This is a genomic window from Arthrobacter sp. NPDC080073 (assembly GCF_040686575.1).
Classification (GTDB): Bacteria; Actinomycetota; Actinomycetes; order Actinomycetales; family Micrococcaceae; genus Arthrobacter.
Window position 1 is genome coordinate 215,133 of the sequence record NZ_JBFBKR010000003.1, and the last position, 12,605, is coordinate 227,737.

At 63.7% G+C, this 12,605-nt stretch carries 9 protein-coding genes; all 9 read left to right on the plus strand.

Translation table 11 applies throughout. The annotated features are described in order from the left end of the window. The first annotated feature begins 59 nt into the window (after positions 1-59). Positions 60-1,802, plus strand: a complete 1,743-nt coding sequence (locus AB0O52_RS05155; protein ID WP_364534346.1) for an ABC transporter ATP-binding protein — start codon at positions 60-62, stop codon at positions 1,800-1,802. Then, a complete protein-coding gene (locus AB0O52_RS05160; RefSeq protein ID WP_364534349.1) occupies positions 1,799-3,697 on the plus strand; it encodes an ABC transporter ATP-binding protein in 1,899 nt (632 codons plus the stop codon). The genes AB0O52_RS05155 and AB0O52_RS05160 overlap by 4 nt, the downstream gene beginning before the upstream one ends. Next, positions 3,684-4,061: a GntR family transcriptional regulator gene (locus tag AB0O52_RS05165; RefSeq protein ID WP_364534352.1), complete on the plus strand. Its 378-nt coding sequence runs from the start codon at positions 3,684-3,686 to the stop codon at positions 4,059-4,061. The genes AB0O52_RS05160 and AB0O52_RS05165 overlap by 14 nt, the downstream gene beginning before the upstream one ends. Positions 4,062-4,126: 65 nt before the next feature. Then, a complete protein-coding gene (gene uvrA, locus AB0O52_RS05170; RefSeq protein ID WP_364534355.1) occupies positions 4,127-7,054 on the plus strand; it encodes an excinuclease ABC subunit UvrA in 2,928 nt (975 codons plus the stop codon). Positions 7,055-7,153: 99 nt separating this feature from the next. Continuing rightward, a complete protein-coding gene (locus AB0O52_RS05175) occupies positions 7,154-7,870 on the plus strand; it encodes an HAD hydrolase-like protein (protein WP_364534358.1) in 717 nt (238 codons plus the stop codon). After that, positions 7,857-8,525, plus strand: a complete 669-nt coding sequence (locus AB0O52_RS05180) for a lysophospholipid acyltransferase family protein (RefSeq protein WP_364534361.1) — start codon at positions 7,857-7,859, stop codon at positions 8,523-8,525. Before AB0O52_RS05175 ends, AB0O52_RS05180 begins: the two co-directional genes overlap by 14 nt. Before the next feature lie 58 nt (positions 8,526-8,583). Further along, a complete protein-coding gene (uvrC, locus tag AB0O52_RS05185; protein WP_364534364.1) occupies positions 8,584-10,578 on the plus strand; it encodes an excinuclease ABC subunit UvrC in 1,995 nt (664 codons plus the stop codon). Positions 10,579-10,665: 87 nt separating this feature from the next. Beyond that, positions 10,666-11,589 carry an RNase adapter RapZ gene (gene rapZ / locus AB0O52_RS05190; protein ID WP_364534367.1) on the plus strand — a complete coding sequence of 308 codons (924 nt, stop codon included), beginning with the start codon at positions 10,666-10,668 and terminating at the stop codon, positions 11,587-11,589. Beyond that, complete coding sequence (gene yvcK / locus AB0O52_RS05195) at positions 11,589-12,605, plus strand: uridine diphosphate-N-acetylglucosamine-binding protein YvcK (RefSeq protein WP_364534370.1); 1,017 nt, start codon at positions 11,589-11,591, stop codon at positions 12,603-12,605. Before rapZ ends, yvcK begins: the two co-directional genes overlap by 1 nt.

Below are 12,605 nucleotides of genomic sequence, written 5' to 3' on the forward strand. Positions count from 1 at the left end.
CGATCGCGGGGCGGCATCGTGTGTATCCGCTGCTCCGGAGGCCGACGATTGGAGGCAGTGTGCTGGCATCCTTGCTGTTGCAGCGGCTCGCCCCCTTCAAGGCCCACGTGCTGGCCATCGTTCTCCTCCAGCTTGTCCAGACCGGCGCCACACTCCTCCTGCCCACCCTCAACGCCGAGATCATCGACGACGGCCTTGTTGCCGGGAACAGCGAGGTGATCCTGCGCCTGGGCGCCTGGATGATGCTCCTTACAGTCATCCAGGTGCTTGCCGCCGTGCTGGCCGGCTACCTTGGAGCGATTGTCGCCATGAAGGTCGGCCGCGGACTGCGGCAGGAACTCTTCGACAAGATCCACTCCCTGCCCGACCAGGACGTCGCCGCCTTCGGGCCGGCCAGCCTCGTGGTCAGGACCACCAATGACGTCCTGCAACTGCAGAACATCACGGTGCTCGTTTTCAGCATGCTGGTGGCAGCGCCCGTCATGGGCGTCGGCGGCGTGATCCTGGCAGTCGAACAGGACGTGGCCCTGTCCTGGATCGTTTTCGCCATCGTTCCCGTGCTGCTGCTCATCATGCTGCTGATTGTCCGCAAGCTGGTCCCGCTGTACCGCGAAGGCCAAGGCCTGGTGGACCGGATCAACGGCGTGCTCCGCGAACAGATCCTGGGGACCGCGGTCATCCGGGCCTTTGTCCGCCAGCCGTTTGAGATGAAACGGTTCGAGGCCGCCAACGTCGCCCTGACAAAGAACAACCTCCGTTCTGCCAGGATCGTCGCGGCCATGCTTCCGCTCGTCATGACCGTGGTCAACCTCTCTTCCGCAGGTGTGGTCTGGCTCGGTGGCCACCGCATCATTGCCGGCGACATGCAGCTCGGTGCGCTCACCGCGTTCATCGCCTACATCATGCAGATCCTCCTCGCGATCATGATGGCGATGTACGTGCTAAGCACGGCACCCCGGGCGGCTGTCAGCGCTGAACGCGTCACCGAAGTGCTCGCCACGGATTCTGAACAGGTCCTGCCGGGAACCACTGCCGGGGGAGCGGCGGCCCGTCCTTCGGCGGAAGGCCTGCGCTTCGACAACGTCGTCTTCGCCTACCCGGGAGCCGAAACCCCCGTGGTGGAAGGCATCACTTTCCATGCTGCGCCGGGAACCACGACGGCGGTCATCGGCTCCACGGGAAGCGGCAAGTCGACCATCGTCAGCCTTGTGCCGAGGCTGCTTGAGGCAAGCAGCGGAACCATCTCGCTCAATGGCCGGGACATCGCCGCCGTTCCCCTCGGTGCTTTGCGCGACCAGCTCGGCGTCGTGCCCCAGGAGACCTGGCTCTTCCGCGGAACCATCGCCGAGAACCTGCGGATTTCACTGCCGTCCGCGACGGATTCTCAATTGTGGCATGCCCTTGAGACGGCCCAGGCCGCGGATTTCGTGAACGATTTGCCGCAGGGCCTGGAAACCACGTTGTCCCAGGGCGGCGCCGGTCTCTCCGGCGGTCAACGACAGCGCTTATGCATAGCACGTGCAATCCTGCGCCCCGCATCTGTCTACCTCTTCGACGACAGCTTCTCGGCGCTGGACACGGTGACGGAAGCGAAACTCCGTGCCGCGCTTGAACCGGAACTCCGCGGGGCAGCCGTCATCATCGTGGCCCAGCGCGTCAACACTGTGGTGTCGGCGGACCAGATCCTGCTCATCGACGAGGGCCGCCTGCTGGCAAAAGGAACCCATGACGAACTTCTCGAGTCCTCGGAGACCTACCGGGAAATCGTAGCGTCCCAGATGGAAACGGAAGAAGCGGCGTGAGCAGCGAAGGCGAGCACCCCGGCGTCACACCGAACCCGTCGCGGTCGCTCCTGCGCCTGGTGGGCTTGATGAAGCCCGCCCGCGGAATCATGACCGCGGCGATCCTGTGCAGCTGCGGCTTTGTCACGCTCAATGTCGCCGCCCCTAAAATACTCGGCGACGCCACCGACGTCGTCGCAGCCGCCGTGTTCGGAGCGCAGTTCGACGCCGGGCGCTTCGTCTTCCTGTTGCTTGTGGCTGCAGGCATGTATTGCGTCACCTCGCTGCTCAGCTGGGCGCAGGGCCGCCTCAACGCCCTCGCCGTGCAGCGGCTCGCATACGACCTCCGGGAAGCCGTGGAAGCCAAACTGCACCGGCTTCCCCTGGCCTACTACGACGGCCGCTCCCGGGGCGACGTCATGAGCCGGGCCACGAACGACCTCGACAACGTGTCGCAGACGCTCAACCAGCTCCTTTCCCAGCTCCTCACCTCAACGCTGATGGTCCTTGGCTCCCTCGCGATGATGCTGCTGCTCTCGCCGCTCCTCGCCGTCGTATCCCTGATGGCTGTTCCCGTGTCCGCCCTTGCGTCGATAGTCGTGACCCGACGCTCGCAGAAGTACTTCGTCCGGCAGTGGGAAGCCACAGGGGACGTGAACTCCCTCGTGGAGGAGACCGCCACCGGTCATGAGACCATCAAGCTTTTCAACGCCCAGTCGTCGATGGCGGCCCGCTTCGCCGGCCACAACGACGGCCTGTACGCCGCCAGTTCCAAGGCACAGTTCGCTTCAGGGTTGCTGGTACCCCTCATGGCTTTCGTGTCGAACGCCAGCTACGTGGGGGTTGCGATTGTTGGTGCACTCCAGTTCCTTGCCGGGAGGATGAGCATCGGAGGCATCCAGGCGTTCATCCAATTCAACCGGCTCTTCAGCCAGCCGCTGGGCCAGATCGGCGGAATGGCCCAGGTCCTGCAGTCCTGCGCAGTTTCCGCCGGCAGGGTCTTCGAGCTGTTGGACGCAGCCGAATTGAGAGCCGAACTGCCGGAACAGGGCCCCGCTGCCCGCGCCGACGGTTCAAGCTTTGATGCACGGTTTGATCTCCCTTCGGGAAGGGTTGCCTTCGAACACATCTCCTTCAGCTACCGGCCGGATGCCCCCCTCATCGAGGATCTGTCCTTCCATGTGGAACCGGGACAGACGGTGGCCATTGTCGGGCACACCGGAGCGGGGAAGACCACCCTGGTCAGCCTCCTCATGCGTTTCCACGAACTCGGCTCGGGAAGGATCACGATCGACGGCGTGGACATCGCCGGAATGGGACGGGATGCACTCCGCCGGAATTTCGGCGTCGTTCTCCAGGATCCATGGATTTTCACCGGCACAATCCGGGAGAACATCGAGTATGGACTTCCGGGCGCCAGCGAGGCAGACGTCGTGGCCGCAGCTGAGGCGAGCCATGTTGACCACTTTGTCCGCTCGCTGCCCAACGGGTACTCCACCATGCTCAGCAACGGAGGGGAACCCCTCAGCCAGGGCCAGCGGCAATTGCTGAGCATCGCGCGCGCACGGCTCTCGGGCCGCCCCATTCTGATCCTGGACGAGGCGACAAGTTCAGTGGACACCCGCACGGAAGTCCTCATCCGCCAGGCAATGCACAGGCTTCGGAGCAACAAGACGTCATTCGTCATTGCGCACCGCTTGTCCACTATCCGCGACGCTGATCTAATTCTCGTCATGGACCACGGACGGATCGTTGAACACGGCACCCACCATTCGCTGTTGGAGCTCGGTGGGCACTATGCCCGCTTGCACGACGCGCAATTCGCCGCCGGAGGCGGCGAGCTCGCAGAGATGCCGGTGAGGTCCGCGAAGCATCGCGCCGAGCAGGGGAAGAGTGCAGCAAATGAGCCCGCTTGAGTTTCCCGGTTCGTGGCGTCCCAATCAGTCCAGCACGGTCGCCCTGTATGAACAGCTTCGGCTCCGCGTCATCGAATTGGCCGACGGCGGCACCCTGGCTGCCGGGACCAAGCTTCCCGCAGTCCGCAGCCTGGCCGAACAATTGGATGTCGCCCCCCACACGGTGGCCCGGGCCTACAAGGAACTTGAAGCTGCCGGGGTGGTCGCCACCCGTGGCCGCAACGGGACGGTTGTGTGCGCCCGCGATGACCGCTGGAGCGCCTTGGCAGCCGTAGCGGCGAGCTACTCGGCAGCGGCCAAAGCGCAGGGTGCCAGTTTCGCGGAGGCTGTGCAGCTTCTGGCAGCGGCCTACGACGCCGATTGATACCCGTCGGTAGGCTGCGGGAAGCCACATGGAAATTCGAAGAAGTTTTCGATTAGCATTAGTGGGTGCCTAAAGCCGTAGCTGAAGTCCCCGCCGTCGAATCCTTCGCAAGCGTTTCCGAGCAGCAACCTGCCCTGCCCGTAAGACATGACCTGTCCCGGCTCGTGGTCAAGGGAGCGCGCGAACACAACCTGCGCAACGTCGATCTCGACCTTCCCCGTGACGCCATGATCGTTTTCACAGGCTTGTCAGGATCAGGTAAGTCGTCCTTGGCCTTCGACACCATCTTCGCCGAGGGCCAGCGCCGGTACGTGGAGTCGTTGTCCGCCTATGCCCGCCAGTTCCTGGGCCAAGTGGACAAACCGGACGTGGATTTCATTGAGGGCCTTTCACCGGCAGTGTCCATCGACCAGAAGTCGACGAGCAAGAACCCGCGTTCCACCGTGGGCACCATCACCGAGATCTACGACTACATGCGCCTTCTCTGGGCACGGGTCGGCCGGCCGCATTGCCCGATATGCCACGAACCGATCACGCGCCAGACTCCGCAGCAGATCGTCGACCAGCTGCTGGAACTCGAATCCGGCACCCGCTTCCAGATCCTTGCTCCAGTGGTCCGCGGACGCAAAGGTGAATTCGTCGAGCTCTTCAAAGAGCTCACTGCCAAGGGATACTCACGTGCCCGGGTCGACGGCGAGCTCGTCCAGCTAAGCGATCCCCCCAAGCTCGGCAAGCAATTCAAGCACTCCATCGAAGTGGTGGTGGACCGGCTCGTGGTCAAGGAAGGGATCAGCCAACGGCTGACGGACTCGATCGAAACCGCGCTCAGGCTTGCGGAAGGCCGTGTACTGGTCGAGTTCGTGGACCTCGACGCCGAGGACCCTGCCCGGATCCGGGCCTTTTCCGAAAACCTTGCATGCCCCAATGAGCACCCGCTGGCCATCGACGAAATCGAGCCGCGCTCCTTCTCATTCAACAACCCCTTCGGCGCATGTGCAGCCTGCAGCGGTATCGGCACCAAGCTCGAAGTCGATGAAGAATTGGTCGTCCCCAACCCGGAACTTTCCTTGAACCAGGGGGCCATTGCGCCTTGGTCGTTGGGAACTGCCACCACGGAGTATTGGAACCGGCTCCTGGAAGGCCTCGCCTTGGAGCTCGACTTCTCCATGGACACCGCCTGGGAGAAGCTGCCGCAGGAAGTGCGGCAAACCGTGCTGTACGGCAAGGACCACAAGGTCGTAGTGCAGTACCGCAACAGGTTCGGCCGGGAGCGCAAGTACAGCACAGGCTTCGAAGGCGCTATCCAATACGTCCACCGCAAACACGGTGAAACGGACTCCGATTGGGCCCGCGACCGCTACGAAGAGTACATGCGGCAGATTCCTTGCCCGGAATGCAACGGCGCCCGGCTCAACCCGGCCTCGCTCTCGGTGCTGATCAACGGCAAGTCCATCGCTGAGGTAGCAGCCCTTCCGATGCGGGACTGCGCCGACTTCCTCGGCAGCCTCACGCTCACTGACCGCGAGGCCCAGATCGCCCACCAGGTTCTCAAGGAGATCCAGGCGCGCCTGACATTCCTCCTGGACGTCGGGCTCGAATACCTGAATCTCGAACGGCCGTCCGGGACCTTGTCCGGCGGCGAAGCCCAGCGCATCCGGCTTGCCACGCAGATCGGCTCCGGCTTGGTGGGCGTCCTGTATGTCCTGGACGAGCCGTCCATCGGGCTGCACCAAAAAGACAACCGGCGCCTCATCGAAACACTGACCAGGCTCCGCGACCTGGGCAATACGCTGATCGTGGTCGAGCACGACGAAGACACCATCCACGAGGCCGACTGGGTGGTGGACATTGGACCCGGCGCCGGCGAGCACGGTGGCCAGGTGGTGCACTCCGGTTCCTACAAGGAACTCCTGGAAAACACGAACTCGCTGACCGGCGACTACTTGTCCGGGCGACGCAAGATCGACATCCCTGCCAAGCGGCGCAAGTATGACAAGAAGCGCGAGCTCAAGGTCATCGGCGCCCGCGAAAACAACCTGAACAACGTTGACGCTACCTTCCCGTTGGGCCTCTTCACAGCTGTCACGGGCGTCAGCGGTTCAGGAAAATCCACCCTGGTGAACGAGATCCTTTACAAGGTTCTTGCCAACAAGCTCAACGGTGCCAAGCAGGTTGCCGGCCGGCATCGTTCCGTGGCAGGCCTTGAGCATCTCGACAAGGTGGTCCACGTGGACCAGAGCCCCATCGGGCGGACCCCGCGTTCCAACCCCGCCACCTACACCGGCGTCTTCGACAACATCCGGAAGCTTTTCGCGGAAACGACTGAAGCCAAGGTCCGCGGATACCAGCCTGGACGCTTCTCCTTCAACGTCAAGGGGGGCCGCTGCGAGGCATGCTCCGGCGACGGCACCCTGAAGATCGAGATGAACTTCCTGCCGGACGTCTATGTACCGTGCGAGGTGTGCCATGGCGCCCGGTACAACCGGGAGACCCTGGAGGTCCATTACAAGGGCAAGACCATCGCTGACGTCCTCAACATGCCCATCGAGGAGGGCGCCGAGTTCTTTGCCGCCTTCACCCCCATCGCCCGGCATTTGAACACCCTCGTCGACGTCGGCCTCGGCTATGTCCGTCTCGGACAGCCCGCCACCACGCTTTCCGGAGGCGAGGCCCAGCGCGTGAAGCTGGCCTCGGAACTGCAGAAGCGTTCGAATGGCCGGAGCGTATATGTCCTGGACGAGCCCACCACGGGCCTCCATTTCGAGGACATCCGCAAGTTGCTGATGGTGCTGCAGGGTTTGGTGGACAAGGGCAACACGGTCATCACGATTGAACACAACCTTGACGTCATCAAGTCCGCCGACTGGATTGTGGACCTTGGCCCCAATGGCGGTTCAGGCGGCGGGCGCATCGTGGCTACGGGGACGCCCGAACAGGTTGCCAAGTCCACCGAAAGCCATACCGCGACGTTCCTGGCGGAGATTCTCAGCTAGTCCCGTGTGAACAGCCGGGGAATATTCGGTGGCGATTGAAGTATTCCCCGGCCGGCATGTGAGTTTCAGGCATGCCTCAACTCGTGAGAAACTAACCCGGTGACTCAAACAATGGTGCCCGTAATCTTTGATCTGGACGGCACCCTTGTCGATCCTGCAGGTGGCATAACCGGCGGCATCGCCGCGGCCCTGGGCGAAATGGGCCTCCGTGTCCCGGAACAAGCCGTGCTGGATTCCATGGTTGGACCCAAGCTCAGCGATTCGCTGGCACACATTGCCGGGGTTCCCGCGGGAAAAGTCGACGACGTCATCGGGCTTTACCGCAGCTACTACCGTTCCGTCGGAATCGGTCAAAGCCGCCTTTATCCCGGTATCCGTGAGCTCCTGCAGTTCTTCGCGGAGTCGCGGCGGCCGGTTGCCGTGGCCACCCAGAAACCTCAAGGCTTGGCGCACACCGTGTTGGAGCACCACGGCATCGCAGGTTTCTTTGCCTCCATCTGCGGTGCCCCGGACGATGAGTCAATGGCCGCCAATACAGCTCCGGGCAAAGTGGCGATCGTTGGTGCCGCGCTGGCCACGTTGCGTTCCCAGCCCGCGGTGATGGTCGGGGACCGCCACCAGGATGTTGCCGGTGCCATGGCCAACGGACTCGACTGCATCGGGGTCAGTTGGGGATTTGCGCCCGACGGGGAACTTCAGGAGGCAGGCGCCGTCGCCGTCGTGGACAACGCGGCGCAGCTGCTGAAGAAGATCGAAGAACTTGACGCTGTCCACGCGACGGCCCTGAGCGAGGTGCAGAACGATGGAAGCCTTTGATGTCATCCGCTGGACCACGCGCGGACTGATTTCCAGCACCTGCCGCCCAACCGTCATCGGGCTGGAAAACGTGCCCAAGGAAGGGCCCTTCATTGTGGCGCCGAACCATTTGTCTTTCCTGGACAGCGTGATTGTCCAGGCCTTGATGCCGCGGCCGGTGGGCTTCTTTGCCAAGGCCGAGTACTTCACGACCAAAGGCTTCAAAGGCCGGGCGATGAAGGCGTTCTTCCAGGCAGTCGGATCCATTCCGGTGGAACGTGGAGAGCAGGCAGCAAGTGTGCAGGCCCTCAAGACCCTCCTGGACATCCTGGAGAACGGCAGGGGCATCGGTATCTATCCGGAGGGAACCCGCTCCAGGGACGGCTTGCTCTACCGCGGACGTACCGGGGTCGGCTGGCTTGCCCTGACCACGGGGGCGCCCGTGATTCCGGTTGGCCTTATCGGCACCGACAAGCTGCAGCCTGTGGACCGCAACACCGTTCGTCCGCAGCATTTCACCATGAAGGTCGGCGAGCCGCTTTACTTCGAGAAAACCGGTCCGGACCATTCCCTGCCGGCCAGGCGCGAAGTCACCGACAAGATCATGGATGCCATCGCGGCATTGAGCGGCCAGGAACGTTCCACCAGCTACAACCAGAGCAAGTCCGCGGAGTAGCTTCCGCGGGCCGGCCGGCCCGTACGGGGGAGTGCGATTCCCTTACTAGACTGGATCTGTGGCAGATCCAGCGAGTTATCGACCCCAGACGGGAGAAATCCCCACCACCCCCGGCGTCTACCGGTTCCGGGATCCGCACGGCCGCGTCATCTACGTGGGCAAGGCGAAGAACCTCCGCTCCCGGCTGAACTCGTACTTCGCCAACCCCGCAGGCTTGCTGCCGAAGACGCACGCGATGGTGCACGCGGCCAGCAGCGTCGAATGGACCGTGGTGGGCAGCGAGCTTGAGTCGCTCCAGCTCGAATACACCTGGATCAAGGAATTCAAGCCCCGCTTCAACGTCGTCTTCCGTGATGACAAGACGTATCCGTACCTTGCGGTGAGCATGGGGGAGAAGCTCCCGCGGGTCCAGGTCATGCGCGGGGAGCGCCGCAAGGGCACCCGCTACTTCGGGCCGTACACAGCCGGGGCCATCCGCGAAACCATGGACACCTTGCTGCGGGTCTTTCCGGTCCGCAGCTGCAGCCCCGGCGTGCTCAAGCGCGCCCAGGCCAGCGGTCGGCCATGCCTGCTCGGCTACATCGACAAGTGTTCGGCCCCGTGTGTCGGCCGTGTCACCGCCGAGGAGCACCGGGCCATTGCCGAAGACTTCTGCTCATTCATGGGCGGCGAAGCGAAACGCTTCATCACGCGCCTCGAAAAGGACATGGGCGCCGCCGTCGCCGAGCTGGACTACGAACGGGCAGCTCGGCTCCGGGACGACATCATCGCCCTCCGCAAAGTGTTCGAGCGCAACGCCGTCGTGCTTTCCGAGGACACCGACGCGGATGTCTTCGCCCTGTACGACGACGACCTCGAGGCTTCCGTCCAGGTATTCCACGTCAGGGGTGGCCGGGTGCGCGGCCAGCGGGGCTGGGTCGTGGAGAAAGTCGAAGACGCCACCACTCCGGAGCTCATCGAGCACCTCCTGCTGCAGGTCTACGGCGAGGACAGCGACAACCAGGGCCGTATTCCGCGCGAAGTCCTCGTGCCGGAGATTCCGAGCAACCATCACGAACTGCTCGAATGGCTCGGCGGCCTCAGGGGCGCCAAGGTGGATATCCGGGTGCCGCAGCGCGGTGACAAAGCCGCGCTGATGTCCACCGTTCGCGAAAACGCCGAGCAGGCGCTGAAGCTTCACAAAGTCCGGCGGGCCGGCGACATCACTGTCCGCTCCCAGGCGCTCCAGGAACTGCAGGAAGCCCTCGAGCTTCCCGTGCCGCTGCTCCGGATCGAGTGCTACGACATTTCCCATGTGCAGGGAACCAACGTGGTTGCGTCCATGGTGGTGGTGGAGGACGGCCTCCCCAAGAAGGCCGACTACAGGAAGTTCTCCATCACGGGCGCGGCGGCAAGCGACGACACCGCTGCAATGCACGACGTCCTTACCAGGCGCTTCAGGCACTACCTGCAGGACAAATCCGCCCAGCTTCCCAAGAGCGGAGAAGTTCCGAATCCCGGCGCCGGGGAACCGTCGTCTGATGACGCTGCCCTCACGGGAGCCAAGGCGAGATTCGCCTATCCGCCGAACCTCGTCGTCGTCGACGGCGGGCAGCCCCAGGTGAATGCCGCCGCGAGGGCACTCGCGGAACTGGGGATCGATGACGTCTACGTCGTGGGCCTGGCCAAGCGGCTTGAAGAAGTCTGGCTGCCGGACAGCGACTTCCCGGTGATTCTGCCCCGCACTTCGCAGGGTCTCTACTTGCTCCAGCGCATCCGCGACGAAGCCCACCGCTTCGCCATCACCTTCCATCGGCAGAAGCGTGGAAAGGCCATGACGGTGTCCGCACTCGACGGCGTTCCGGGCCTCGGCGAGGCTAAACGGAAGGCGCTCGTTGCGCACTTCGGTTCCCTCAAGAAGATCAAAGCCGCAACGGCCCTTGAGCTGACCGCCGCGAAGGGGATCGGCCCGGCTTTGGCGGAAGCCGTCGTGAGCCATCTGGCGGCTGCCGGCGCCTCCGGAGAGACCGCGCCTGCCGTGAACATGACCACCGGCGAAATCCTTGAAATTTAGCTAGGGTAAGAAGCGGACCGCTCCAGGAGGTGGTCTGCCTTGGACCATCCCAGAAACTTTGGACCATCTCAGAAACGGGGACACTTGATGTCAGAGTCAACAGCAGGATCCGGCGCGGAGCAGGACGGTCTCATCCCCGTCAAGCCTGTCGAAGCGGAACTGCTGGTGGTAACTGGCATGTCCGGAGCAGGCCGCAGCACCGCCTCGGACGCCCTGGAAGACCACGGCTGGTACGTCGTCGAAAACCTCCCGCCGCAGATGCTGGGGACGCTTGCCGAAATCGTCTCGCACGCGCCCCAGTCCATCCCCAAGCTCGCCGTCGTCGTCGATGTGCGCAGCAAAGGCCTCTTCACCGATATCAGGACGGCGCTCGGCGCCCTCAGCGCCAGCGGAATCACCTTCCGTGTCCTCTTCCTCGATGCCAGCGACAACGTCCTGGTGCGGCGCTTCGAGCAGGGCCGCCGCCCGCATCCGCTCCAAGGTGGCGGCCGGATCCTGGACGGCATCGCGGCCGAACGCGACGTCCTGAAGGAACTGCGGGAATCAGCGGACGTGGTGCTGGACACGAGCACGTACAACGTCCACGGCCTGGCAACCGCCATCACCGAACTTTTCACCGACACGGGCCCTGTCGCGTTGCGCTTGAACGTCATGAGCTTCGGCTTCAAATACGGACTGCCCGTGGACGCCAACTTCGTGGCGGATGCACGTTTCATCCCCAACCCGCATTGGGTTCCGAAATTGCGTCCGCACACTGGACTCGACGCCGATGTCAGCGATTACGTGCTGGGTGCCGAGGGAGTGAAGGACTTCGTTGACCGCTACGTCCTCGCCTTGGAACCTGTCCTGGACGGCTATCGCACAGAAAACAAGCACTACGCCACCATTGCTGTGGGTTGCACGGGCGGGAAGCACCGCTCGGTCGCGGTCGCCGTCGAACTTTCCAAACGGCTGGCGCAATATCCCCGCGTCACCGTCACCACAAGCCACCGCGATCTGGGTCGCGAGTAATGGGGGTCCTGACCGGACCCCTGCCGCTGGTTCCACCGAAGGGCACCCCGGGCAGCCAGCCCGCCAAGGGCCCCTCGGTTGTGGCGCTCGGCGGCGGACACGGGCTTTCCGCGTCGTTGTCGGCGTTGCGGCTCCTGACCTCCGAGCTCACCGCGATTGTCACCGTAGCCGACGACGGCGGATCCTCCGGGCGGCTGCGTGAAGAGTACGGCGTCCTTCCGCCGGGCGATCTTCGCATGGCGCTGAGCGCCCTTTGTGACGACACCGATTGGGGGCGCACCTGGCGGGACGTCATGCAGCATCGCTTCAGGACGCCGAACGGTAGCCAGGGTTCCTTGGACGATCACGCCATGGGAAACCTGCTCATCGTCACCCTCTGGGAGCTCCTGGGCGACGCCGTGGCCGGACTGAAATGGGCAGGCGCCCTTTTGGGTGCCCGTGGCCAGGTCCTTCCGATGTCCACGCAACCGCTGAACATCGAGGGCGACGTCAGGGTGCCCTTGCCAGGGGGCGGTTACGAGTTCCAGGCTGTCAAAGGCCAGGCCAAGTGCGCCGTCGCCGGATCCCTCGAAAACGTCAGGCTCCTTCCGGAGGACGCGCGCGCCTGTATCGAGGCGCTGACTGCGATCGAGCTCGCGGACTGGATCATTCTGGGTCCCGGTTCCTGGTACACGTCCGTGCTGCCGCATTTGCTGCTGCCCGAAATGCGCCAGGCCCTGTGCGACACCCCGGCCAAACGCTGCCTCACCATGAACCTCGCCATGGACACCAAGGAAACTTCCGGGATGTCCGCTGCGGACCACCTGGATGCCCTGCGCCACTACGCGCCGGAGTTCAGTGTGGACGTTGTCCTGGCCGACCCCTCCTCAATATCGGACGTCAAGGAATTCGAACGCGCTGCCGGGATGATCGGTGCAGAGGTGGTCTTGGGTAAAGTGGGGGCGTCGAGCCGCCGTCCAGTCCACGACCCGCTGCGTCTGGCATCGGCGTATCACGATATCTTCGGGAATAGTTAG

Coding starts and splice junctions, on each gene's coding strand:
- AB0O52_RS05165 (WP_364534352.1), top strand. CDS start 3,684: ATGAGCCCGCTTGAGTTTCCCGGTTCGTGGCGTCCCAATCAGTCCAGC.
- AB0O52_RS05180 (WP_364534361.1), top strand. CDS start 7,857: ATGGAAGCCTTTGATGTCATCCGCTGGACCACGCGCGGACTGATTTCC.
- rapZ (WP_364534367.1), top strand. CDS start 10,666: ATGTCAGAGTCAACAGCAGGATCCGGCGCGGAGCAGGACGGTCTCATC.
- yvcK (WP_364534370.1), top strand. CDS start 11,589: ATGGGGGTCCTGACCGGACCCCTGCCGCTGGTTCCACCGAAGGGCACC.